The 24304-nt window shown below is 53.8% G+C and carries 21 protein-coding genes; 9 read left to right on the top strand and 12 right to left on the bottom strand.

The window, feature by feature from the left end; genetic code table 11:
* Position 1 precedes the first annotated feature (1 nt).
* The gene (gene phoR, locus E6C74_RS04250; RefSeq protein ID WP_136483453.1) at positions 2 to 1300 is read right to left on the bottom strand and encodes a phosphate regulon sensor histidine kinase PhoR; all 1299 of its coding nucleotides are present in this window, start codon (positions 1298 to 1300) and stop codon (positions 2 to 4) included.
* Positions 1301 to 1354: 54 nt separating this feature from the next.
* Positions 1355 to 2044, bottom strand: a complete 690-nt coding sequence (phoB, locus tag E6C74_RS04245; protein ID WP_136483452.1) for a phosphate regulon transcriptional regulator PhoB — start codon at positions 2042 to 2044, stop codon at positions 1355 to 1357.
* Between the two features lie 216 nt (positions 2045 to 2260).
* Here phoB and rdgC point away from each other — a divergent pair, with 216 nt between their 5' ends.
* The 3 genes from rdgC (at position 2261) to E6C74_RS04230 (ending at position 5047) form a co-directional block, all read left to right on the top strand.
* Positions 2261 to 3175 carry a recombination-associated protein RdgC gene (gene rdgC / locus E6C74_RS04240; protein WP_136483451.1) on the top strand — a complete coding sequence of 305 codons (915 nt, stop codon included), beginning with the start codon at positions 2261 to 2263 and terminating at the stop codon, positions 3173 to 3175.
* Positions 3176 to 3390: 215 nt separating this feature from the next.
* Positions 3391 to 4791: a tRNA 5-hydroxyuridine modification protein YegQ gene (yegQ, locus tag E6C74_RS04235; RefSeq protein WP_136483450.1), complete on the top strand. Its 1401-nt coding sequence runs from the start codon at positions 3391 to 3393 to the stop codon at positions 4789 to 4791.
* A 1-nt stretch (position 4792) separates the two neighbouring features.
* Positions 4793 to 5047 carry a YfhL family 4Fe-4S dicluster ferredoxin gene (locus E6C74_RS04230; protein ID WP_136483449.1) on the top strand — a complete coding sequence of 85 codons (255 nt, stop codon included), beginning with the start codon at positions 4793 to 4795 and terminating at the stop codon, positions 5045 to 5047.
* 64 nt (positions 5048 to 5111) lie between these two features.
* Here E6C74_RS04230 and E6C74_RS04225 read toward each other — a convergent pair whose 3' ends face one another.
* The 4 genes from E6C74_RS04225 to E6C74_RS04210 all read right to left on the bottom strand — a co-directional run bounded on the left by E6C74_RS04225 (position 5112) and on the right by E6C74_RS04210 (position 8769).
* Positions 5112 to 6554: an MDR family MFS transporter gene (locus tag E6C74_RS04225; RefSeq protein WP_136483448.1), complete on the bottom strand. Its 1443-nt coding sequence runs from the start codon at positions 6552 to 6554 to the stop codon at positions 5112 to 5114.
* Between the two features lie 196 nt (positions 6555 to 6750).
* Positions 6751 to 7440 carry a ChrR family anti-sigma-E factor gene (locus E6C74_RS04220; RefSeq protein ID WP_136483447.1) on the bottom strand — a complete coding sequence of 230 codons (690 nt, stop codon included), beginning with the start codon at positions 7438 to 7440 and terminating at the stop codon, positions 6751 to 6753.
* On the bottom strand, positions 7437 to 8021 hold the full coding sequence (locus E6C74_RS04215; RefSeq protein WP_136483446.1) for an RNA polymerase sigma factor: 585 nt from the start codon (positions 8019 to 8021) through the stop codon (positions 7437 to 7439). Before E6C74_RS04215 ends, E6C74_RS04220 begins: the two co-directional genes overlap by 4 nt.
* A gap of 169 nt (positions 8022 to 8190) precedes the next feature.
* Positions 8191 to 8769 (bottom strand): LON peptidase substrate-binding domain-containing protein, encoded by a 579-nt coding sequence (locus tag E6C74_RS04210; RefSeq protein WP_168796952.1) that lies wholly within the window; start codon positions 8767 to 8769, stop codon positions 8191 to 8193.
* Between the two features lie 350 nt (positions 8770 to 9119).
* Here E6C74_RS04210 and E6C74_RS04205 point away from each other — a divergent pair, with 350 nt between their 5' ends.
* The 4 genes from E6C74_RS04205 (at position 9120) to csdA (ending at position 12745) form a co-directional block, all read left to right on the top strand.
* A complete protein-coding gene (locus tag E6C74_RS04205) occupies positions 9120 to 9938 on the top strand; it encodes an outer membrane protein OmpK (protein ID WP_136483445.1) in 819 nt (272 codons plus the stop codon).
* 107 nt (positions 9939 to 10045) lie between these two features.
* Positions 10046 to 10936 carry a 2-dehydropantoate 2-reductase gene (gene panE / locus E6C74_RS04200; protein ID WP_136483444.1) on the top strand — a complete coding sequence of 297 codons (891 nt, stop codon included), beginning with the start codon at positions 10046 to 10048 and terminating at the stop codon, positions 10934 to 10936.
* Positions 10933 to 11532, top strand: a complete 600-nt coding sequence (locus tag E6C74_RS04195; protein ID WP_136483443.1) for a DJ-1 family glyoxalase III — start codon at positions 10933 to 10935, stop codon at positions 11530 to 11532. The genes panE and E6C74_RS04195 overlap by 4 nt, the downstream gene beginning before the upstream one ends.
* A 1-nt stretch (position 11533) precedes the next feature.
* On the top strand, positions 11534 to 12745 hold the full coding sequence (gene csdA, locus E6C74_RS04190; protein ID WP_136483596.1) for a cysteine desulfurase CsdA: 1212 nt from the start codon (positions 11534 to 11536) through the stop codon (positions 12743 to 12745).
* 202 nt (positions 12746 to 12947) lie between these two features.
* On the opposite strand, the gene csdE is transcribed toward csdA, so the two are convergent.
* The 4 genes from csdE to E6C74_RS04170 all read right to left on the bottom strand — a co-directional run bounded on the left by csdE (position 12948) and on the right by E6C74_RS04170 (position 16038).
* Positions 12948 to 13406 (bottom strand): cysteine desulfurase sulfur acceptor subunit CsdE, encoded by a 459-nt coding sequence (csdE, locus tag E6C74_RS04185; RefSeq protein WP_136483442.1) that lies wholly within the window; start codon positions 13404 to 13406, stop codon positions 12948 to 12950.
* 10 nt (positions 13407 to 13416) lie between these two features.
* Positions 13417 to 14226: a tRNA cyclic N6-threonylcarbamoyladenosine(37) synthase TcdA gene (tcdA, locus tag E6C74_RS04180; RefSeq protein ID WP_136483441.1), complete on the bottom strand. Its 810-nt coding sequence runs from the start codon at positions 14224 to 14226 to the stop codon at positions 13417 to 13419.
* A gap of 166 nt (positions 14227 to 14392) precedes the next feature.
* Positions 14393 to 15508 carry a murein transglycosylase A gene (gene mltA, locus E6C74_RS04175; protein ID WP_136483440.1) on the bottom strand — a complete coding sequence of 372 codons (1116 nt, stop codon included), beginning with the start codon at positions 15506 to 15508 and terminating at the stop codon, positions 14393 to 14395.
* Positions 15509 to 15579: 71 nt separating this feature from the next.
* Positions 15580 to 16038 carry a DUF2850 domain-containing protein gene (locus E6C74_RS04170; RefSeq protein ID WP_136483439.1) on the bottom strand — a complete coding sequence of 153 codons (459 nt, stop codon included), beginning with the start codon at positions 16036 to 16038 and terminating at the stop codon, positions 15580 to 15582.
* Positions 16039 to 16226: 188 nt separating this feature from the next.
* Between E6C74_RS04170 and argA the strand changes: the two genes are divergently transcribed.
* A complete protein-coding gene (gene argA / locus E6C74_RS04165) occupies positions 16227 to 17567 on the top strand; it encodes an amino-acid N-acetyltransferase (protein ID WP_136483438.1) in 1341 nt (446 codons plus the stop codon).
* 352 nt (positions 17568 to 17919) lie between these two features.
* Positions 17920 to 18099 carry a hypothetical protein gene (locus tag E6C74_RS04160; protein ID WP_136483437.1) on the top strand — a complete coding sequence of 60 codons (180 nt, stop codon included), beginning with the start codon at positions 17920 to 17922 and terminating at the stop codon, positions 18097 to 18099.
* 118 nt (positions 18100 to 18217) lie between these two features.
* Here the strand turns inward: E6C74_RS04160 and recD are convergent, their stop codons facing one another.
* Together recD and recB are read right to left on the bottom strand one after the other, a co-directional pair.
* A complete protein-coding gene (gene recD, locus E6C74_RS04155; RefSeq protein WP_168796958.1) occupies positions 18218 to 20365 on the bottom strand; it encodes an exodeoxyribonuclease V subunit alpha in 2148 nt (715 codons plus the stop codon).
* Positions 20365 to 24000, bottom strand: a complete 3636-nt coding sequence (gene recB, locus E6C74_RS04150; protein ID WP_136483435.1) for an exodeoxyribonuclease V subunit beta — start codon at positions 23998 to 24000, stop codon at positions 20365 to 20367. The genes recD and recB overlap by 1 nt, the downstream gene beginning before the upstream one ends.
* Positions 24001 to 24304 lie beyond the last annotated feature (304 nt).

Genomic DNA, 24304 nt, shown 5'->3' with positions numbered 1-24304 from the left:
CTTACTTCACCACCAGGCGCTTGGGCAGCACAAACGAGAACTGGCTGCCGACACCAACCTGGCTTTTGATGTCTAAATGAGAGTCATGATGCGACAAGGCATGTTTCACAATCGCCAGCCCTAAACCACTGCCGCCAGTGTCACGCGAGCGCGCTTTGTCAACGCGGTAAAAACGCTCAGTCAGACGATGCAGGTGCTGCGGCTCGATACCGTCGCCTTTATCTTCCACTTCCAGACAGGCGCCCTGCGGGCTTTGATACCAGCGCACATTGATCTCGGCGCCAGGCGGAGTATATTTGACCGCGTTATACACCAGATTTGAGATCGCACTGCGTAGCTGATCTTCATCCGCCAGCACGCGCAGTTTTTTATCCACCTCAAAATGGAGCTGATGCTGATCATCACCGCTCAGGCTGACCGCTTCTTTTTCCAGAATCTCCAGAATCGACGGCACATCAACCACTTCGTCCAGCTCGTGAATCGGCGAGGCTTCAATTTTAGAAAGCGTCAGCAGCTGGCTGACCAGACTGTTCATGCGGTTGAGCTGCTCGGTCATCACACCGTGCGCTTTCGGCCACATCGGGCCGACCAGCATATCCGGGTCTTCGGTCATCTCCAGATACCCCTGCAGCACCGTCATCGGGGTGCGCAGTTCGTGCGAGACGTTGGCAAAGAAGTTACGCCGCATGCCTTCCAGCTGCTTGAGCTGAGTGACATCACGCACCACCATCAGGTGCTCGCCCTCGGTATACGGCACGATCCGCAGTTCGAGCGAACGTTCCACATTGAGCGGCGAACGCATGTCAAGCGGCTCAGTGAAGTCACCTTTTTGCAGGTATTTGATGAAATCCGGAGTACGGATCAGGTTTGAGATCGGCTGTCCGGCATCATCCGGCCAGCGAAAGCCGAGCAGATGCTGCGCCAGGCGGTTACACCACACAATGTTGCCTTCACCTCGAAACACCACCACCGCATCGGGCAACGATTCTGCCCCGTTGCGAAAACGACGGATCAGATTGGTCAGTTCTTTGCGCTTTTTGCGCTGGCGCTGCTGCAGGCGGTAAATGCCGTTAAACAGCGACTCCCAGTTACCGGACCCGGAGGGCGGCGTGAGGCGCTTTTCATCCCACAGCCAGGCAGAAAGTCGCATCTGGTTATGTAAATGCCACACAAGCTGCAAAGCCGTGGCCGCCAACAGCAACCACGGCATGTAGCCGAATATCCACCCGACCACAATCCAGGGCAGGTAAAAAAAAGCCAGCTCCCAGGCCAGCTTTTTCCAAGTTAAACGTTCAACCATAATGTCTTCATGCCGCATCCGATTCGGCGGAATCCAGGACCGGCGTCAGTCCCCTTACGCTTTGGTTGAGAAACGGTAGCCAGCGCCGCGCACCGTCTGGATCAGCTTATCGTGACCCGCTTCTTCCAGTGCTTTACGCAAACGACGGATATGCACATCAACGGTACGGTCTTCCACGTAAACGTTCGTGCCCCAGACGTTGTTCAGCAGCTGCTCGCGGCTGTACACCCGTTCCTGGTGCGTCATAAAGAAATGCAGCATTTTGAATTCGGTCGGCCCCATATCCAATGCATCATCATTGGCCGTCACACGGTGCGAGACCGGATCCAGTTTCAGGCCCTGCACATCAATCACGTCTTCCAGTGCCGTTGGCGTCACACGGCGAATGACCGCTTTGAGACGAGCCACCAGCTCTTTAGGAGAGAAAGGTTTGGTAATGTAGTCATCAGCGCCGACTTCCAGGCCACGGACTTTATCTTCTTCTTCACCACGTGCGGTCAGCATCACAACCGGAATGTTGCGTGTCAGCTCTTCACGTTTCATATGCTTGATGAAGTTAATGCCGCTGCCACCAGGCAGCATCCAATCAAGCAGAACCAGATCAGGGAAGGGTTCAGCCAGTTTATTCACCGCAGTGTCATAGTCTTCGGCTTCCACTGCCTGATAACCTTTTTGTTCAAGCACGAAACACAGCATTTCACGAATCGGCGCTTCGTCTTCAACAACCAGAATCCTTCTAGACATAATTGAATAACCTTTTTATTTAATCAACGCTGTGCATTATGAGAAATGATTATGACACTTTTGTGACCTTTGCAAACAATTTTTAATATAACTTTCTTATCAAATTCATCGTTATATCAACCTGGTTTCGGGTGGCAATTTTTTGAATTCGCCGTGAGACATTGCCAGAGAGATGTCCTATGATGTCACGCTTTCGAACAAGGAAAAGAAATAGATATGTGGTTTAAAAACTGTATGGTCTATCGCGTCAACCGCGATATCAACTTCAATGCCGACCAGCTGGAACAGCAACTGGCAGAGTTTCGCTTCACCCCTTGTGGCAGCCAGGACAAACAGAAATTCGGCTGGGTACATGCGATGGGCAAACATGGCGACATGATGACTCACGTCAGTGAAGACCGCATTCTCATCTGCGCCAAGAAAGAAGAAAAAATGCTCCCGGCCTCGGTGATCAAAGACTCACTCAATGCCAAAGTTGAAGCAATGGAAGCCGAAGAAGGCCGTCCGTTGAAAAAGAAAGAAAAAGACAATATCAAAGACGATATCGTCATCGATCTGCTGCCACGCGCGTTCAGCCGCAGCCAGTACACCTTTGTGCTGATCATGCCCTCGCAAGGTCTGATTCTGGTCGACGCCAGCAGCTACAAAAAAGCCGAAGACGTGCTGGCGCTGCTGCGTAAAACCATGGGCAGCCTGCCTGTGGTTCCGGCTATCCCGGAAGTGGCCGTCGAAACCACCCTGACCCAATGGGTCAAAGACGGCAACCTGCCGCAAGGTTTCAACCTGCTGGATGAAGCCGAGCTGACATCGACTCTCGATGACGGCGCCGTAGTGCGTTGTAAAAAACAGGAGCTGACCAGCGATGAGATTCTCAATCACATCGCTGCCAACAAGGTGGTGACTAAGCTGTCTGTCAACTGGCAGGATCGGCTGAGCTTTATTCTGGCCGAAGACTGCAGCATCAAACGCATCACCTTCAGCGATGAACTGAAAGATGAAAACGAAGACATTCCGCGCGAAGATCAGGCGGCGCGTTTCGATGCCGATTTCTCGCTGATGTGCGGTGAATTTTCCGCCTTCCTGCCGAATCTGTTCGACGCCTTAGGCGGCCTGCCGCAAGCCGACGCTTAAGCCCCTCCCCGAGTCAGGCCGGTCCCTTGTGACCGGCCTGATTTTTTTGAGACAGTCGTTATCCACCTGGCAGCAATCACTCTGTCAGCTCATCCTCTCTTATCACCTGCAATCTCAACTGGTCATGGCTCACATTTTGACGTAAAATTTGCGCCCCTTCCAATGCCATCAGGTGGCATTGGCCTGACTTGAGATCAGATTGAGATAAAGAAGCAATGACTACTGAGAAAACTTTCGTACCTGAACTGCTGTCACCGGCAGGTAGCCTGAAAAACATGCGTTACGCGTTCGCCTACGGTGCAGATGCTGTGTACGCAGGCCAGCCGCGTTACAGCCTGCGGGTACGTAACAACGAATTCAACCACGAGAACCTGCAAATCGGTATCGATGAAGCGCACGCCCAGGGCAAACGCTTTTACGTGGTCTGTAACATCCAGCCGCACAACTCGAAGCTGAAAACCTTCATCCGCGATCTGAAACCTGTGGTTGATATGGGTCCGGACGCACTGATCATGTCTGACCCGGGTCTGATCATGATGGTACGTGAAGCTTTCCCTGACATGGCGATTCACCTGTCCGTACAGGCCAACGCGGTCAACTGGGCAACCGTGAAATTCTGGGCAGCTAACGGCGTTGAGCGCGTTATCGTTTCTCGCGAGCTGTCTCTGGAAGAGATTGAAGAGATTCGTGAGCACTGTCCGGAAACCGAGCTGGAAGTATTCGTCCACGGCGCGCTGTGTATGGCTTACTCAGGTCGTTGCCTGCTGTCTGGCTACATCAACAAACGTGACCCGAACCAGGGCACCTGTACCAACGCCTGTCGTTGGGAATACAAAGTTGAGAAAGGCAAAGAAGACGAAGCGGGTCAAATCGTTGAACAATTCGATCCGAATGCCGCTCAGGCAATTGAAGTACAGGAAGAGCGTCCGGAAACCACCATCGGTCGTGGTAAGCCAATTGATGACGTTGTCCTGCTGTCTGAAAGCCACCGTCCGGAAGAGAAGATGGCCGCTTATGAAGATGAGCACGGCACTTACATCATGAACTCCAAAGACCTGCGTGCGGTACAACACGTTGAGCGCCTGACCAAGATGGGTGTGCACTCACTGAAAATCGAAGGCCGTACCAAATCATTCTACTACTGTGCACGTACTGCTCAGGTTTACCGCAAAGCGATCGATGATGCTGTGGCCGGAAAACCGTTCGATGAGAACCTGATGGGCACACTGGAAAGCCTGGCGCACCGTGGTTACACCGAAGGCTTCCTGCGCCGTCACACACATGACGCGTACCAGAACTACGACTACGGCTACTCTGTCTCTGACGCACAGCAGTTCGTCGGTGAGTTCACCGGTAAACGCCGTGGCGACATGGTGGAAGTGGAAGTGAAGAACAAATTCATTCTGGGCGACAGCCTGGAGCTGATGACGCCAAAAGGTAACGTTGTTTTCACTCTGGAAGCGATGGAAAACCGTAAAGGCGAAGCGATTGACGATGCGAAAGGCAACGGCCACTTCGTTTACATTCCGATGCCGCAGGATATGGATCTGAACTACGCTCTGCTGATGCGGAACCTTAACGCTGGTCAGGATACCCGTAACCCAACAGGCAAATAAGATGGCCTTATTGATCACTGATAAGTGCATTAACTGTGATATGTGCGATCCGGAATGCCCGAACGGCGCCATCTCAATGGGCGAGTCCATCTTTGAGATTGATCCGGATCTGTGTACCGAATGTAAAGGTCACTATGACAAGCCGACCTGTCAGTCGGTGTGTCCGATCACTAAATGCATCATTGTTGATCCGAACCACGTTGAAACAGAAGAAGAGCTGTTAGAGAAATTCGTGATCATTCAGGGTCTGGCCTGATAGGTTACGCCCCTTCACGGCGGCGCAACCCAGACAAAAAACGGTCTCAGCTGAGACCGTTTTTTTATGCGCTTTTTTCCGTCGCCCAACTGTAGTCATCAAGCTGAATCAACGGCGCGCGCGCCGCGTTAAGCACACAGGTAAACGCAAATAACGCCGCCAGCAGATAGCCGGTCTGGAACGCATCGGCCACTACGTCCTGAGGCGTCTCCAGTAAGGTACTGATTGAGCTGCTGGCATCAAAACCGGGGATTTGCGAGTAAATCAGGGTACCAAATACCGCCGTACCGACTGACGCGCCCAGCGAGCGCGACAGCGCCGCCATAGAGGTAATCCGCCCCAGGCTGGCTTTACCAGCCACGGTCTGTATCAGCACCTGGGTCGATGGCATCACAGTGCCCAGCCCGAGGCAGCATAAAAAACCGACCGCACTGACCGCATTCGGCCCCATATCGACCGTAGCTAACGTCAGAAATGCCAGGGTACTGACGCTCATGCCGCACACCGGAATCCATTTTGGTACTCCGCTGCGGGCAATCAGTTTACCGGTGATAAACGAGCCGGTAATAATGCCGGCCGAAAGCGGGATCATCAGCAGGCCGGAGCGGGCCGCGCTGACGCCCAGGCCGATTTGCATAAAAATCGGCAGGAAAAACACCAGGCCAAACAAACAGGAAGCAAACAGAAACGTCGAAATCAAAGGCACATGAATCTCTTTACGCACCAGCAAAGGTAAAGGCAGAAAAGAGTGACGGACCCGCTTTTGTTGCCACACAAAGCTCACCACTAACAACACAAACACACCAAGTAACAGCAGGCTGGTTTCTGATCCCCAGGCAAAGTAATGACCACCGGCCGACAGCCAGTAGATAATCGTTGTCATCAGGGTCGGAAACAGCAATAACCCGAAAACGTCGATACGGCTTCTGGCACTTTTAACCTGACTCGACTGCAGACGCGATAAACGAAACAGCGCCAGCGCGACCAGCGGCAGATTAATCCAGAACAGCCATTGCCAGGAGAGATAAGTCACAATCACCCCGCCCAGCACCGGGCCACCGATACTCGACAGCGCAAACAACGCCGAAAAGTAGCCCTGAAAACGTGCACGCTGACGCGGCGCGACCAGTTCGCCAATCAGCGCCTGTGACAGGCTCATCAGGCCGCCACTGCCCAAACCCTGGATAATCCGCCCCGCGACTAAGCCCGGCATGTTGACCGCCAGAGCGCAGACCAAAGAGCCAAGTGCAAAAATGCTGAGCGCAATCCCGAGCATACGTTTACGACCGTATTGGTCGCCCAGCCAGCCATATATCGGCACAGAAGCCGCACCGGCCAGCATATAGCCAACCGCAATCCAGGAAGAGAGTTGGATGTCACCCAGCTCACTGACCATGGCCGGAGTAGCAGTGGCCAGCAGAGTCTGATCCACCGCGGCCAGAAACATCGGCAGAAACACCGTGGCAAACAAGCTGAGAAACGTTTTTTTATCAATAGGCTGAGACATACTTTGGTGCGACATAGTGTGATTTTATGTAATAGATTGAATACTCATGCATCATACACTGAACCCGGCGCAGAAATGCCAGAGAAGTGTGGTCGGGACAAAAAAAAGGCCACAAAGTGGCCAGCAGGAGTAACAAATCAGGAGGGTGACTTTTAGGCTTAACATCCCAGCAAGACAATCCCTGAATATAAGGTTCTTATGGATAAAGCCCTTTGCCAAACATATTAAACAGCCGAGCCACACCACGGGTAAACAGCATCGGCTCAGTCAGTACCGTCAGACACAGGCAGTCCTGGTCCTGAGCGGTTTGGGGTGAATGATGCACACTGCCATCACGCAGAATGAAATCACCGGCGTCATAATGATCGTCTTCATCTTTGAACCCGCCGTGCAGCACCAGCGTTGATTCCGTGCCCAGATGAGTATGCTGAGGAATACTCACACCGGCACTGATGTACATTAGATTCATGTGCGTGTTGTCATCACTGTGCAGCGCCAGGCTGAACACCTTGCCGCCATAACTGCGCCATTTCGCATCGGCGCTCACAAAGCGCTTCAGCGCCCGTGGAACGGCAATCTGACGGCCGTTGACCGACACAACCGGCGCTTTGGCCCGGGTCAGCTTGGGCCGCGCAGGCGCATCACTGGCAAAAATCTGCTCCAGCATCTGCTGCCAGTGGGCATCGGCAGTGGGCGCCGCGGATGCCTGACTGGATGTCATTTCTAAATTGAGCAGTGCATCTCCGCAATGCTCTTCCAATTGCCGGGTTTGCTGACGGCAGTGTGGACACATCTCTAGATGAGTGGCCACAGACACGCCATGAATGGCATCGATAGAGCCTTGGGCATAGGCTTCAAGTAATGAAAAATCTGGATGGTAGCTCATAGCCGCTCCGCATCGATTGAAGTTCTGAGTTTTTCCACTGCCAGACGCAAGCGTGATTTGACGGTACCGAGCGGAATGTCAAACATGTCGGCCACCTGCTGATGAGGAATTTCCTCAAGGTAAACCGCACGTACCACTTTTTGCTGCGCTTCCGGCAGAGTGTCGAGAAATTTAAGCACCTGCTCTTTGAGCATTTCATGCTCCGGAGCGTAGTGCTCAACCAGGTCAGGCGGGCAGAAATCTCCCGGCCAGATATCGTCGGCAAGGACATGAGGCTCCTTGCCTTTCTGTTTACGCATCAGGTCAAAACACAAATTACGTGCAATGGTGTAGACCCAGGTCGATAACGAACTTTTTGAGCCATCAAAAAGATAGGCTTTATGCCATACGGTGGTCATCGCTTCCTGAACCAGTTCAACGGCGACGTGCTCGTTACCCAGATGCTTGAAAACAAACTGTTTCAGCCGCGGAGAAAAATAATGAAAGATAACTGCGAAAGCTTCCTTATCGCGTTGTTTCACTTTCTCCATACACTTGGTCCAGTCCTGACGGCTGAAGGTTTGTGGATTCACATTAGTCATGAGATGTCCTGTCCTTAACGGCCTGAAATTCAGGCCTTCCTGCACCTATCGCCTGTTGTACGAGCTGAGTATCCATTCAGATCACAGCAAAGCGGTCAGGCACCCTGCTTTCATTATAGTGCCAGCTTTTTCTGTTAGTGCGGATGGCCGTCGGTCACGTTGGAGGGAGTCAGTCGTCGTACGCTTCGATAGCCTGATTCAGGAAGGCCAGCGCGCTGTGGCAGGTTTCCTGCTGGGCCAGTTCATCAAACTGACCGTTAGACAGCGGCAACAGTTCCAACCAGCGCTGACTGACCCAGCTGGCATCATCGAAGAAACGATGATCATACAGACTGCCGATCTGCGGAAACTCCTGATACAACTTTTGCAGATGCTGACTGAGGAAAACTTCCCGCTCTGGCATTTGCTGAGTTGGCCAGTTCGGCAACCATTCCACTTTCGCGCGGCGCAACCCGTCGTGCTCGACCCGGATCTTGCGGATCACGAAGCGTTTCATTCCCACCACGGTAATGCCCAGCAGGCCGTCATCGAGCGTTTCGAAGTCGACAATTTTCACCCATGTACCAAATTCGGAAAGAGGATTTGCTTTTCCTGCGCTTTTGCTATCGAACAAACAGATCCCGAATCCGCTGGCGGTTTTGCTGCATTGCGCCACCATACGTTTGTATCTTGGCTCAAAAATACGCAGTTTCATCTTACCTTCGGGTAAAACAACCGAACTGAGCGGAAATAACATTATCTCTTCCATCTGGATTTCCTGCCTATGTGAAGTTGATCTGCTAACCAAGTGTGTTTGTTGTGCATACGCAATTTGCAAAACCCCAGATCACTGACTACGCGTTTAGGTTATTCAATAAGCTTAATATCCTTCAACCCAAACGTTTGCGTGACAAAAATCACAAATAAAATGCAAATTCTTGTAACACAAAAAAGTTCCGTAAATAAAATACAATAATGTGACCATGATCACCAAAGAAGCTAAATTTTGCACGCCGTATCACTTTTAATTGAGATTTTAGTCGCTATCATTCCCGCCAATTGGAAGAAGCAGTGATTAATTATTCTTCTGAATCAATACATACATAGAGAGTCCCCCTTATGCGCAAATTACTTTTAGCTCTTGGTCTACTGGCAGCATCCGCTGCACCAGCTCTGGCAGCTGACTACTCAGATGGCGATATCCACAAAAACGATTACAAGTGGATGCAGTTCAACATTATGGGTGCGTTCAATGAGAAAGGTGCCGCTGACGAAGATTCAAGCCACGATTACCTGGAAATGGAATTCGGTGGCCGTTCAGGCATTTTCGATCTTTACGGCTATGTTGATATCTTCAACCTGACTTCAGACACAAGCAGCGACAAGTACGGTCGTGATAAAATCTTTATGAAATTTGCACCGCGTGTCTCTCTGGACGCTCTGACTGGTAAAGACCTGTCTTTCGGTCCGGTACAGGAGCTATATCTGGCTTCTCTGATCCAATGGGATGGCGGTAGCGACGGTCTGAACACTCAGAACATCGGTCTGGGTTCAGACGTGATGGTGCCATGGTTTGGTAAAGTAGGCGTAAACCTGTACAAAACTTACGATTCAGGTAAAAAAGACTGGAATGGTTACCACTTTGCCACTAACTGGTTCAAACCTTTCTACTTTTTCGAAAACGGTACGTTCATCGCATACCAAGGTTACATCGATTACCAATTTGGCATGAAGAGCCAATACAACACGTCTAGCACTGGCTTTGACATGTTCAACGGTATTTACTGGCACTCAGACCGCTTCGCAGTGGGTTATGGCCTGAAGCTGTTCAACGATGTATACGGCTTTGAAAACGGCGAAGGTCTGCCATGGGATGCATCTGCAACTGCAGACTCAACCGGTATCGGCCATTACCTGGCAGTAACTTACAAGTTCTAAGTAAATCCTGCTCAAGCTTTGAGAGGGCGCCAATCGGCGCCCTTTTTTATTGCTTTCGCTCTGCGGGGCATTATCCTTAGCGCAAACCCTTAACCGAAGTTGTTTGCATGAATATCGTGATTGTCGGTCCCGGTGCCATTGGCAGCCTGTGGGCGACGCATCTGCACCAGGCCGGACATCAGGTGGCGCTGTGGGGCACTCAAAACGTCACACACTGGTCGCTGCAATGTGATGAGCAGCCCAAGCTCAATTTTGCCTATAATCAGCCTGACACGCTGCACCGCGCTGATTTGTTACTGATCACGGTGAAATCCTGGCAAGTCGCGTCGGCTTTACCTGCCCTGCTTGAGCAAATTGCCGATGAGACCATCCTGCTGTTTATGCATAACGGTATGGGGGCGCTGGATGACCTCAGTGATTGCCTCGCGCCTTATCCTGTGCTGTTGTCGACCACCACGCATGGCGCGCTAAAACCTGCGCCGGACAAGGTGCTGCATACCGGACAAGGGCAAACTCAAATCGGGCCCTTTAATGCGCCGGGTGCCCGCTGCGAGTTTGTCTGTGATGTGCTGCAGCATGCCCTGCCCCAGGTGAGCTGGAACCAACACATTGAGCACGCCCTGTGGCAGAAACTCGCCATTAACTGTGCGATTAACCCGCTGACAGCGATTGAGCAAATCAGTAATGGCGAGCTGGCCGACCCGCGCTATCGCGCCCGACTGGATGCCATCATTGCCGAAGTTGCCGCTGTGATGCGCGCGGAACACATTCCGGTCGATCAACACGCGCTGCGCGCTACCGTCGATCTTGTCATTGCCGCCACGGCACGTAATCGCTCTTCAATGCATCAGGACGTTGTCCATCAGCGCCAAACCGAGATAGACTTTATCAACGGATACGTGGTGCGCAAAGCGCAGCAGCATGGTCTGGCCGTACCGGTTAACCAGCAACTGTATCAACACATTCAATCCTTACAACAAAGTTGGACCCAAGCATGACAAAACGCATTCTGATCCCTATCGCTCCGGGCACGGAAGAGATGGAAGCCGTCACTCTGATTGATATTCTGGTCCGGGCCGGTTATCAGGTTGTGGTAGCCAGCGCGGATTTCGACGGTCACCTCACCATGCGCGCGTCCCGAGGCGTGACACTGACTGCCGACTGCAAACTAGTCGACGTCGCCGATGATGAATTTGATGCCGTGGTGCTGGCCGGCGGTGTCGGCGGCGCAGAAGTGTTCCGTGACAGCACTGTGCTGGTCGAGATCATCAGACAGCAAAAATACGATGGCCGCCTGGTTGCCGCCATTTGCGCCGCGCCGGCGGTGGTCCTGCAGCACCACGACCTTTATCCGGGTGCGCTGATGACCTGTCATCCCAATTTTCAGCAGTGTATTCCCGCCGACTTGTGGCGGAACCGCCGCGTCACCTATGACGTCAACAACAATCTGCTGACCAGCCAGGGGCCGGGGACGGCGCTGGAATTTGCAGTGGAAATCATTGTCCAGCTGTCCGGAAAAGCGCTGGCGCGTGAAGTCGCCGTTCCGCTGGTTGCCCTGCCTCAGCTTAACTATGAAAAACTGGGTATCGAATAACATGCTGGATATTGCCGCGGTTCGCGCCCAGTTTCCGGCGCTCAAGCAAACCATTAATGATCAGGCGCTGATCTACCTCGACAGTGCGGCGACCACGCAAAAGCCGCAAGTGGTGATTGATGCCATCAGCCGTTATTACAGCGCGCAGAATGCCAATGTGCATCGCGGCAGCCACAGCCTGACCGCGCATGCCACCAGCCAGTTTGAAGCCGCGCGTGAACGCATCGCCCGCTTTATCAACGCGCCAAGCAGTAAAAGTATTATCTGGACCCGGGGCGCGACCGAAGCACTTAACCTGATTGCACAGACATACGCCCGTTCAACTCTGCAACCCGGCGATGAAATCCTGGTCAGCGAAACCGAGCATCACGCCAACATCGTACCGTGGCAGATAGTGGCGCAGCAGACCGGCGCTAAGGTGGTCAAAATTCCGATGACCGCCAATGGCGAGTTTGGCCTGGATGCTTTCCACCACTTGCTGTCTGACCAGTGCAAAATTGTCGCGCTGGCCCACATCACCAATGTCACCGGCACCCGCCAGCCGATTGAAGCGGTGATTGACGCCGCCCATCGGGCCGGCGCGGTGGTGGTGGTCGACGGCGCGCAGGGCATCGTGCATGAAGAGGTCGATGTCACCGCGCTGGACGCCGATTTTTATGTCTTCTCCGGTCACAAACTGTATGCGCCGGCCGGTATTGGCGTGCTGTATGGCAAACTGGCGCTGCTGGAAGCGATGCCACCCTGGCACGGCGGTGGAAAAATGGTGGAGAAGGTCTCGTTTGACGGCACCACCTTTGCCGAGCTGCCGGGTAAATTTGAAGCCGGCACGCCGAATGTGGCCGGCGCGATTGCGCTGGCGACGGCCATCGACTGGTACTGCGGGTTTGAGCGCACCGAGGTTGAAGCGCATCTGCATCAGTTGCAGCACACGACCTATCAGGCGCTGCTGCAGCTGGACGATATTCAGGTGCTGGGCTACCAGCCGGACTCAAGTATTCTCAGTATCGTGATGGACGGTGTCCATCATCAGGACTTGGCCACACTGCTCGATCAGCAGGGCATTGCGGTCCGTGCCGGCCATCACTGCGCTCATCCGTTAATGGATGCCTTCGCTGTCAAAGGCACTGTGCGGATCTCGTTCGGGATTTATAACTCGATGCAAGAAGTGCAACGCTTAATCGCAGCGATAGAAAAAGCAGTCGATATGCTGTAGTTGAGAGGAGAAGGGTTTTAGGAACCAGGAATCAGGAATCAGGAATCAGGAATCAGGAATCAGGAATCAGGAATCAGGATCCTAAAATCTTATCCCCAAACAACTTGGAGTTGCAGGTAGGCGGCAAATAAGTGAATCCCCAATCACATAGAGACAGTATGTGTGATTGGGGTGAACGAATGCAGCCAACACCGCTGCAGCTTCAAGTAGGAAGGGGATATGTCGCCAGATGTTTAATCTGCTCAACAATCGCTTTCAGGCCATTGCCGCGCGACGGGCTGAGATGCGCAATCAGGCCCAGTCGGGCAAAGTAATCATCGATATCAAACGCCTGAATCTGGGCGCTGGTTTTACCTTCATAAGCCGCCATCACCAACGCGATCAGGCCACGCACGATGCGCGCATCCGAATCGGCGCAAAAGTGCCACACATCGCCCTGCTGAGCCGCCAGCAGCCAGACCTGGCTTTCACAGCCAGCGACCGTCACTTGCTCGCTTTTTAGCGCATCCGGCATCTGTGGCAGCTTTTTACCCCACTGAATCACCTGACGATAGCGATCTTCCCAGCCTTTCATCTGCTGCATCACTGCCAGTACATCAGTGCTGTGAATGTCGCTGCCAAATGGCGAATCCGGAAAATCAGACCAAGAATAATCAGACATAAAGGCTCCGTTACGCGCGGTGTTTCTGAATCAGTTTTTCGATAATGCGTGACACCGCGACAAAGCCGAAGGTCGCCGTTACCACAGTCGCCGCGCCAAAGCCGCTGGCACAGTCCATACGTTTCGGTCCTTCCGCACTGGATTTGACCGCGCACACACTGCCATCTGCCTGCGGATATTTCAGGTGCTCCGTGGAGAACACACAATCAATACCGAATTTACGCGCCGGATTGGTCTGGAAATTATGGAAACGGCGCAGACGGTCTTTGATCTTTTTCGCCAGCGGATCCTGAATCGTCCTGGTCAGGTCCGCGACTTTAATCTGAGTCGGATCGGTCTGACCGCCAGCCCCGCCAGTCGTGATCACCTTGATTTTATTGCTGCGGCAGTAAGCCAGCAGCGCAGCTTTCGCTTTAACGCTGTCGATTGCATCCAGTACATAGTCGTACTCTTTGCTCAGGTACTCATGCTGGTTATCGGCAGTAATAAAGTCGTCAATCAGGTTCACTTTGCATTCCGGATTGATCAGTCTGACCCGCTCGGCCATCACTTCGATTTTGCTCTGACCGACCGTACCGCTCATGGCGTGGATCTGACGATTAATGTTAGTGACGCACACATCATCCATATCGATCAGGGTCAGTTCACCAATTCCGGAGCGCGCCAGCGCTTCCACCGCCCAAGAGCCCACACCACCAATACCAATCACACACACATGGGCCGCACGCAGAATGTCCACTTCGCTGTTGCCGTACAAACGACGTGTGCCGCCAAAACGCTGGTTATAACTGTCAGAGGCTGGGGTATCGAGTTCGCGCATACTAATCATCCACAACAGGAAATGTCCGGATTACCACATGATCGGCGACATTTACGCGCCGTCTCTTGGCTCCGGACCATCCACAATCAAAGGGTTCAAAAAAGAAAGAGTGCGATTTATACGCACTCTTTAACCAAAAGTCTAGCCGGGCAAGCCCGCCGGTTAACTATTGTAACTTCTCTGGCGGTGTAGCCCAAGGTGCTTGTGTCGGACTGTTTTCCAGCCCCAGTTTCCATACCCGGCCAAAGTGTTTGTAATGGCCGGCTTCGGTCCCGGCACGCGGCCCCATGCCGTGGTACAGATCGAGGTGATTCTGTTTTACCGCACCGCCGGTATCGAGCACAATCAGCAGGCGTAGCTGATGAGCGCCGGACCAGCTGCCATCGGCATTCAGCAGCGGTACTTCGGCCAGAATCGGCGTGCCCATCGGTAACAGCGAGCGATCTGCGGCCACCGAAGCCATCGGCAGCAGCGGGATCCCGGCACTACCCGTCACCGGCGCCGCAGCGCGCGGGGCAAAAAATACATACGACGGATTCTGCTCCAGCAGCTCTTTAACCGTAGCGTCATCGTTGGCCAGCACCCAGTCTTTAATCGCTTTAAGCGACATCTTGTCACGTTCGACCAGGCCACGCTCAATCAGAATCCGGCCGATACTCACGTACGCTTTATTATTCTTACCGGCATAGGCGAAATATTCCAGCGTGTCGTCATCGCCGAAATGGACAAAGCCACTGCCCTGCACTTCCATAATAAACGGATCAATCCGGTTGGCAGCGTAGCCTAATTCCAGCCCCTGACCTTGCAGTGCACCAGCGTAGATCTGCTCACGGGTCGGGCAGTCTGAACTGCAATCCGGTTTGGCATAGACCGGAAAATGAAACTCGTCATCCGGGGTGTGACGCAGCTCGATCACCGGCGAAAAATAACCGGTGAACAACACATTGCCTTTCTTATCACCGCCGCCCATCTGTGCAGCCTGAATTCCAAACTGAGCCAGAGTCTGCGGATCGCCGCTTTGCATCGCCCACTCACTCAGTTGCTCGTACAACGGGCCGTACATCGCCGCCATCGAAGGCGATTTCGTCACCACCGCCTCACTCTGCTTGGCAAACTCGGTAAAATCACGTGGCGAGTTGGAGTGTACGTCAGCGACCTGATTCAGTGGCTGGGCAAATTCGGGATCTAGGTACTGCTGGGCGCGATCAGTCGGCTGGGCACAGCCGACAAGCAGCGCTACCGGCAGCGCCAGAGAAAGATAGGAAAATAAACGTTTTGTCACTGGAGTTAGTCCATTTGCTGAGTTAGGCAAAAGGATGACAAACTCCGCTCACAAGCGCAATTCAGGAATGGTTACTGAAGATGTTTTTTGTCATTTTCTGACAATTGCCCCGCCGGCGCTGACAATTGAAAAGTCGGATTATAGTGCGCTGACGAAGCTAACCTCATTTCCGTGTGATCCTCATTTCGCATCTGAAACAGATAAGCCTGGCCACCGACCCGATAACGCAGCGAGTGCCCGTCATAGTCATAGCGGGTCGTCACCACCCGGCCATCCATTAACACGACATCCGGCCGGATTTCGATGGTTTGCGCCAGATACGGAGCTACATCTTTTTCTTTCCACACGCCGTACAGAGTGCTTTTCGGCGGCTGGGTCAAGGATGCCAACTGACTGAACAGATTGCCGTACAGCAGCAGAACCAGCACAGTGCCTGCCACCGCAATCGTTAGTAAACAACGCTCAACGGTTTTGCGCTGCACAGAGCGCAACGCGGCAAAAAGCGCTGCGAAAGCCTCATTATCTGACATGTTATTCCATTTTGAGTTACATAATGTGGCAGCCGAGGCCACCATTTCACTGACCGGGATAACCGGCCCGACCCGGCTCTGTCACATCAAGATGATATTTTAAGCTGAAAGCAAAAAAATACTTGTTTACAGATGAATAAAAAGTCATTATTCAAACATAAATAAACAATCAACTTGAGTGTCAGGCCGTGAAAATTCGTAGTACCGCCCTTGTAAAGGGGTTCAGACAATCCGCACCCTATGTCAACGCTCACCGTGGCAAAATCATGGTGGTCATGGTGGGTGGTGAAGCGATTGCTGATAAAAACTTCACTAATATCATCAGCGACCTGGCATTGCTGCACAGCCTGGGAGTCAAAATCGTCCTGGTGCATGGTGCCCGTCCTCAGATCAATCAAATCCTCGAAGCGAATAATCACACCACGCCTTACCACAAAGGTATCCGCATCACCGACGAAGAAGCACTCGGCCTGGTTATGCAGGCTGCCGGTCAGTTGCAACTGGCGATCACCGCCCGCCTGTCGATGAGCCTCAACAATACCCCGATGGCCGGCACTCAGCTCAATGTCGCCAGTGGGAACTTTGTCATCTCCCAGCCGCTCGGCGTGGATGACGGCATTGATTACTGCCACAGTGGTCGTATCCGCCGCATCGATATCGACGGGATTAACCGTACCCTAGATCAAGGCTCAATTGTACTGCTGGGTCCGATTGCCAGCTCTGTCACCGGTGAGTGTTTTAACCTGCTCTCAGAAGAAGTGGCGACCCAAGTGGCGATAAGATTAAAAGCGGATAAATTGATCGGCTTCTGCTCGGAGCAGGGCATCATCGATGAGAAAGGCAACTCGATCGCCGAATTGTTCCCGGCCGAGGTTGAAAAACTGGTCCAGCGTCTGGAATCAGAAAGCAATCCGTCCAGCGATGATTCGACCGGAACCCTGCGCTTTTTGCGTGCCGCGGTTTCCGTCTGCCGCGCCGGTGTACCGCGCAGTCATTTGATCAGTTACAAAGAAGATGGCGCTCTGATCCAGGAACTGTTCTCGTTTGACGGTATCGGTACCCAAATCGTCATGGCGAGTGCCGAACAGGTGCGTCAGGCTCAGATTGACGATATCGGCGGCATTTTTGATCTGATTCGCCCGCTGGAAGAACAAGGCATCCTGGTACGTCGTTCGCGTGAGCAGTTAGAACAGGAAATTCATAAGTTTACCATCATCGACAAAGACAGCCTCTTGATTGGCTGCGCCGCGCTCTATCCGTATCAGGAAGAGAGCATGGCCGAAATGGCGTGTGTGGCGATCCATCCTGAGTACCGTGATGGTAACCGTGGTCTGCTGCTGCTCAATCACATGAAACACCAGGCCAAACAGATGGGCATTGAGCGTTTATTTGTCCTCACTACTCACAGCTTACACTGGTTCCGTGAGCAAGGTTTTACCGAAGTCGGGGTTGAGAGCCTGCCGATGGCCAAGCAGAGCCTGTACAACTATCAGCGCCGTTCAAAAATCTTAATTTTAAATCTTAAATAAAATTTTCATCTATATTACTGCCATAAAAGCAGTATATAGTTCGAGCAAAGCTCAATACAAAAAGATGCAATCCGTTGCATCTTTTTGTTTATAAAATCAACACTTTTCAAGCCTGCCATAACTGTGTAAAATTCGCTCAAACGTGACAGGCATCACCTTTTTATTGCGGTGACCTTTTGTATTCAGGTGACCTTTGCTGCACGTTGCACTCCAATCACTTCGATTTGAATACCTGGCTTTGAAGCCTGCAGCTTAAGTGAAGCGGAGTCTCAGGATTATCAGCTAAGCGACAAAGCTTAGTACGCGCATGGATTGCTTTTATCACTCAACCAGTCGTTAAGAGCAACTTAAGATGAAAACCGTTATTTGTAACTCACTGCAAAGCTTTTGGGATATGGCCGATAACGAGTTCCTGGAAGGGCTGGACGTGCATTGCGTTTTCCCGGTAAGCGAGCAACTTCGGACGTTTATCCTTGAATCAAAACAACGCTACAAGATTCGTACTATTACTTTTACCAAAGCGTTTATCTGACGCGGTAAAGGTGCCTGACTGACTCAATGTAGCCATTAAAGACATAGTCACTGACCCAATAGTTAACAGGCAGCCCAAGGGCTGCCTGTTTGTTTTTCCCAGCGCGATACAGCAAAATTCAGGACGCGCTTAAACGCTGCACCAAACCACTGGCACGCTGGGTTTTCAGCTTGATCGCCCGCTTCATCACGCCCATATCACAATACAGTGCCAAACGACGCTTGGCGCGGGTAATACCGGTATAGACCAGCTCACGGGTCAGGATCGGGCTGAATTCCGGCGGTATAATCAGCAGAGTAAAATCAAATTCACTGCCCTGGGATTTATGAATCGTCATCGCATAGGCGGTTTCATGCAGAGGAACCCGGCTTGGCAAGACCGCTTTTACGCTGCCGTCCGGCAGCTCAAAATAGACTTTAAGCCGTTGCTGATCGTCCTGCTCATCGCGCAGGCAGATACCAATATCGCCGTTATATAATCCCAGAGCGTGATCATTGCGGGTCACCATCACCGGGCGGCCACTGTACCAGAGCTCATCCTGAACTTTGATCAGTTTGCGTGCCGCCAGAGCGCGCTCAATCCGCACGTTGAGTCCGGTGACGCCAAAGTCACCCTCGCGCAGCGCGCACAATAAGCGGGTCTGACTGAACAAAGTCAGTACCTCGCGCGCTTTATCGGCCATCGACTCCGCAACGCGATCGGACTCCGCAGCCTGCAGCGGCTGACGCAGGCGCTGCAGATACGGCGTATAACCTGTCACCAGCGACTGCAGCATCTGATGGTAATGCTCACCACTGAGCGCAAAATGGGCAATGTCGGCAAAATCTTGCTGCCACACCCGGTCAATCCACATAGCCTGACCGCTGTTGACGGCTTTGGCCAGCTGGCCTATTCCGGAGCGGGCATCGAAGCGGTAACTCTTTTGCAGCATACATAAACTGTCGCTGACCGCTGCGCGGGCACCTGCGGCAATCTCATCCTGACGCGGGTTAAGCGCCGCCGGCATAAATCCGGTTAAGCGCGCCAGCAGCTGACTTTGTTCGGCACTGTAACCCTGCTGCAGAAAAGAGCAGATATCGCCCAGCACCGCACCGGCCTCGACCGAGGCAAGCTGGTCTTTATCGCCAAGCAGGATCAGACGCGCGTGTGCGGGCAACGCATCGACTAATTTGACCATCATAGGCAAATCGACCATTGAGGCTTCATCAACCACCAGCACATCCAGGTGCAGCCGGTTAGCGGCGTGATGACGGAACTCCGCGCTGTCCGGAATAGCCCCCAGCAGCCGGTGGATGGTGCTCGATTCAGTCGGGATCAGCGCTTTAAGTTCCGGCTCCACCGCTAGATCCGCGACAGCTTTGCCGATCGACTCGGTCAGCCGCGCGGCGGCCTTACCGGTCGGCGCCACCAGCTTGATGGCCGGAATATGGCCCTGCTGCTGCGACTGGCTGATCAGCGCCGCAAGCAGTTTGGTCACCGTGGTGGTTTTACCGGTGCCGGGGCCGCCGGAAATCACCGCAAAACGGCGCGTCAGCGCAATCGCCGCCGCCACTTTCTGCCAGTTGAGGCAGTGAGCCTGCGGCACTAAGCTGTCCAGCACGTTCAAATCCGTCAGGCGCGGCGCCCCCTGCAACTTGGCATCAATCGCGTCCCAATCCAGAGCTCCCTCATCGACCACATCCAACAGGTCACACACCAGACGCTGACGCGCGACCTGATTGAGATCCGGGCTGAGCGCCTGATGCAAAAAGCGATAGTCACGGGCAAACAGATTATCCAGCCGCAGACGCAGATTATCGACCTCCGCAGGCTTTAGGATCATGGGTGTCCCAAAGCTCTGTAAGCGCTGCGCCAGAGTCACTTCATAGTGCCAGTAACGATGCAGATACAGCCGTTCACCGTCGTACATCAGCGGCACCGCTTCGCCCTGCACGCCAAGCAAAGTGCACTGCTTAACCAGCTCGGCCCAGTCACAGGCCAGCCATAACTGATTAAGCGGCAGCGCGGCATCCCCAAACAAGCCGAGCCGGGCGGCGAGATCCAGTGCATTGCCCTGCTCATCACGCAGCGGCAGGCAGATATGACCGCGCCCCAGCTCTGCGCTGACCGCTGCCGCCACCAGCAGCAGTACACTGCGCTGCGCCTCACTCAGTTGACCGGCCGGACACTGCGCGGTTATAAAGCGCGCGAACTGGTAATCGATCTGGCGCAGCCCGCCCTGCTGGCTTAGCTGCTGTAAGGTGGTTTGTACCTCATCAAAGGTCATCATAAATCAAGCTCCATCTGCCCGGCAGAGGTGGTTCGGCTTTGCGGCTCTAATCCACGAATCAAATCATCCAGTTCCTCGAGCATCGCCTGGCTCGGTCTGGCGCTGAAAATACCATGATCCGATTCTCCATCCATGCCACGCAAAAACAAATAATATACCCCGCCGAAATGGCGCTGGTAGTCATAATCGGCAATCCGGCTGCGCAGAAAACGGTGCAGCGCCAGGGCATAGAGCTGGTACTGCAAATCATAGCGGTGCTCGGCCATCGCCTGCTGCAGGCGCGCGCCATGATAGGCGGCCACATCATCACCGAGATGATTGGATTTCCAGTCCAGCACGTAATACTTGCCCTGATGCTCAAACACCAGGTCAATAAAGCCTTTCAGCATGCCCTGTACGGTATAGAAGCCGAGGTCACCGGCCTGAGCCGACAGCGGATCGTGACGCTGCACCACCCGGTTCAACGCGGTTGCGCTCAGCACTGCGATCGGCAGTAAAAATTCCATTTCGGTCAGACGCTGCTCCGGCGATTTCTGATTAAGACGCAGCGCTTTACCGTCCAGCGGCGTGCTGAGCACAGTATCGACCAGCTGCTGCAACACTGGCAGCCACTCGCTGCCGACCTGCTCGCGCTCCATCAAGTCGCTGATAGCCTGGGTATTCAACTCACTGCCGGCAGGCTGGGTAAATTCCACCTCCTCAAACAGCGAGTGCAGAAAGGTGCCCGGCTGGGCGCCGCGCGGAAAGGTGAAAATTGAGCGCTCCGGTTCCGGCAGCCCTTCCTCATCATGTTCATCGGCCGAATCCACATCGAAACCGCCGATTTCCAGCGTGGCATCATGGCTGTGACTGCCCTGTTTGACCAGGCCGGAGTAGCTGGTGATGCGCCATAAACGGTCAATCTCGCGGCTCAGCGTACGCGCGTTCAGCTCAGGCAGACTTTCCTGGCGGGCGACAAACGGCTGCGGCGGCAGCTCAGGCGGCTCACTCGCAGCGACACAGGCCAGCGCATCGACCTGCTGCTGCACGCTGCTGCGCAGCAAATCCAGCCCACCCTGCTCACCATTTTGCAGCAGGTAACCCATCGCGCTTTGGTGTACCCCGGTCGGCTCTTTGCTTGAACGGCCATTGCGCAGTGGTGCCAGGCCGATGAAACAGCCGTACACCGCACGGGTCAGCGCCACATAAATCAGGCGCAGATCTTCTGCCAGGCGCTCTTTGTCAGCCTGCTGCAACGAAGCGTCCTGGGCAGTGATATCCAGCAAAGTCTCACCGCTCGCCGCATCATAATATTTCCCTTCACTCGCTTCGCGGTAACTGAGCACAAACGGCAGAAACACCAGCTCATACTCCAGGCCTTTCGATTTATGAATGGTGACGATCTGAACCAGATTCCGCTCCGACTCAAGGCGCTGAATCGCCTCATCACTGCCGCCCAGCCCCTGCTCGGCATCGACAATCGACTGCGCCAGCCAGCGCAGCAGACCGTGGTCGCTGTCAATCTCCTGCGTCGCCTGCTGCAACAATTCACTGAGATGCATAAAATCTGTCAGTAAGCGCTCGCCATCACTTTCTTCCAGCCAACGTTCAGCGATATGACGCAGACTGAGCACACTACGCAGCATCGGCAACACGCCGCGATCGATCCATAACTGGCGATATTGCTTAAACTCATTGACCGCGTTTTCCCACTCATTCTCATCGTTATTGAGCGCATCCAACTGCTCGGCATTAAGCGCAAACAAGGGCGAAGCCAGCGCGGCACGCATCGCGCGATCATTTTCCGGTGTCAGCACCGCCTGCAGCAAACGCTGCAGATCCGCCGCCACCGCACTGCTGAACACACTATCGCGGTTGGAAAGGTAGACACTGGCAATGCCCTGTCTGGCCAGTGCCTCTTTGATCATCCGCCCTTCATTACCGGTGCGCACCAGCACCGCGATATGACCAGCTTCAATCTGCGCACCGTCACTGAACTTTGCGGCGCCCTGCTGGGCCGCGCTGAGAATATGCTGGATCTGGCTGGCGGTGGCATTGGCCATGGCATCAAAATAACTGCCTTTGGTGACCGGCGCTTCGGCCTCAAGATGCCAGTAATTGAGCGCCGGCTGCGCCTGACCATCAAGTAACCAGCCACGCTGCGCGGCTTTCGGGCTCGGCTGCACCGGCAGAAACGGAATATCGTCGTCGTAAATAAACGGGCTGTCCGGGCGTTCAAACACCTGGTTAACGGCGGCCACCATATCCGCGCTCGAGCGCCAGTTAGTACCGAGCGTATAGTGAGCACTTACCTGATTACGGGCACGGATATAGGTAAAGATATCCGCGCCGCGAAAAGCATATATCGCCTGTTTCGGGTCACCGATCATAAACAGCCCGCACTGCGGGTAATCAAGATAGATGCGGCTGAAAATACTGTATTGCAGCGGATCGGTATCCTGGAATTCATCGATCATCGCTACCGGATACAGCGTGCGGATGCGGGCCGCCAGCGTCCCTTGCTCATCGCCGTCCAGCGAGGCCGATAACTGCGTCAGCAGATCATCAAACGACAACCACTGTTTGCTCGCTTTGGCCTTCGCCAGCATGGTACGACAATGGGTAATCGCATGCGCCAGCAGCGGCGCTTCCAGCGTCACCGGCTGGGCGAGGAAACGTTCGATAGCCGCAAACAGCTCGTGCTGCGGCACTGCGCCGGAGGGCGTTTTCTCAGCCAGTACATTCTGGGCAAAGCGCTTTAAGTGCTCCGGCACGTCATAACCGCTGGTCGGCTGCGCCGCCCAGTGCGACACGGTTTCAATCCATTGGGGCAGGGATTTTTTGGTATAGCTGCGTTTGTTGATGCCGGAACTGGCAATGCAGTCATGTATATCGTCCTGCGCCGCACGCCACTGCGCTTTCAGCGCTTCGATGCGTTGCAGATTGTCCTGATGCAGGGCCGCGAGATCGCCGTCCATCACCGGTGTGGTCAGTTTAAGCGGCGAGCCGGTCAGATAGCCGCCGATTTTCTCCAGCAAGGCCGCCGGTGATGCCCACAGGCGGCGCACTTCGGCTGCCAGATGCAGCGGCAGCGGATAGAACTGGCGCCGCCAGTAATCGGCCACCACCTGAGCTTTGAGATGGCTTTCATCGGTGACAAATTCATTATTAAAACGGCTGCCCGACTCAAACGCATTCTGGGTCAGCATACGCTGGCAGAAACCATGGATGGTATACACCGCGGCTTCATCCATCTGCCGCTCCGCATTGAGCAGCAGACTGGCCGCCTGGCGGTGGTCGCTCACTTCCTCAAGCAGGGGGGCAATCACAGGATCGCTGCTCACCCCGCGGCTGAATGCCAGACGCGCATCGTGAATCCGGGCCCGGATCCGATCTCGCAGCTCGGCCGTGGCCGCTTCGGTAAAAGTCACCACCAGGATCTGGTCAACCGTCAGCGGCACCGCATGCCGGGTTGCTTCGTCCAGTCCGTCAAATCCGGCCTCATGGCCGTGCCCCAGCAACAAACGCAGATAGAGACCGGCGATGGTAAAGGTTTTACCAGTCCCGGCAGATGCTTCAATCAAACGGGCGCCATGCAAGGGAAAACGCATGGTTTCCAGCGGTGTTGCCGTGATGTGGGAAGTGACACTCATGGTCTGGTGCATCCTCAGTTGATGATTGACCACCCATTTCCGCTGCCGGGTAAACAGAGGATTATGTGATCCAAATTATAAAAATGTATGTATTTATGTAAATTTTTGTTTTAGCGCAAGGTAATGAGATCTGACTCACGATACGCACCAAGTTGGCACACTATACTGCACCCCATTGATGCAAGCCCGCCAAACACCATCCGGTGAGCTCGCACTCCACCGCATTCTGTTTCAAACGACTACTGTTTCAAACGACTACTGCTTTAAACAAACGAATAATGGTCCCTCTGACCTGTGGCCGTAC

The sequence above is a fragment of the Vibrio sp. H11 genome (assembly GCF_004804295.1).
Taxonomy (GTDB): Bacteria; Pseudomonadota; Gammaproteobacteria; order Enterobacterales; family Vibrionaceae; genus Vibrio; species Vibrio ostreae.
The sequence above is the reverse complement of the archived record's forward strand: the minus strand, read 5'-3'. Positions and strand labels throughout refer to the sequence as shown.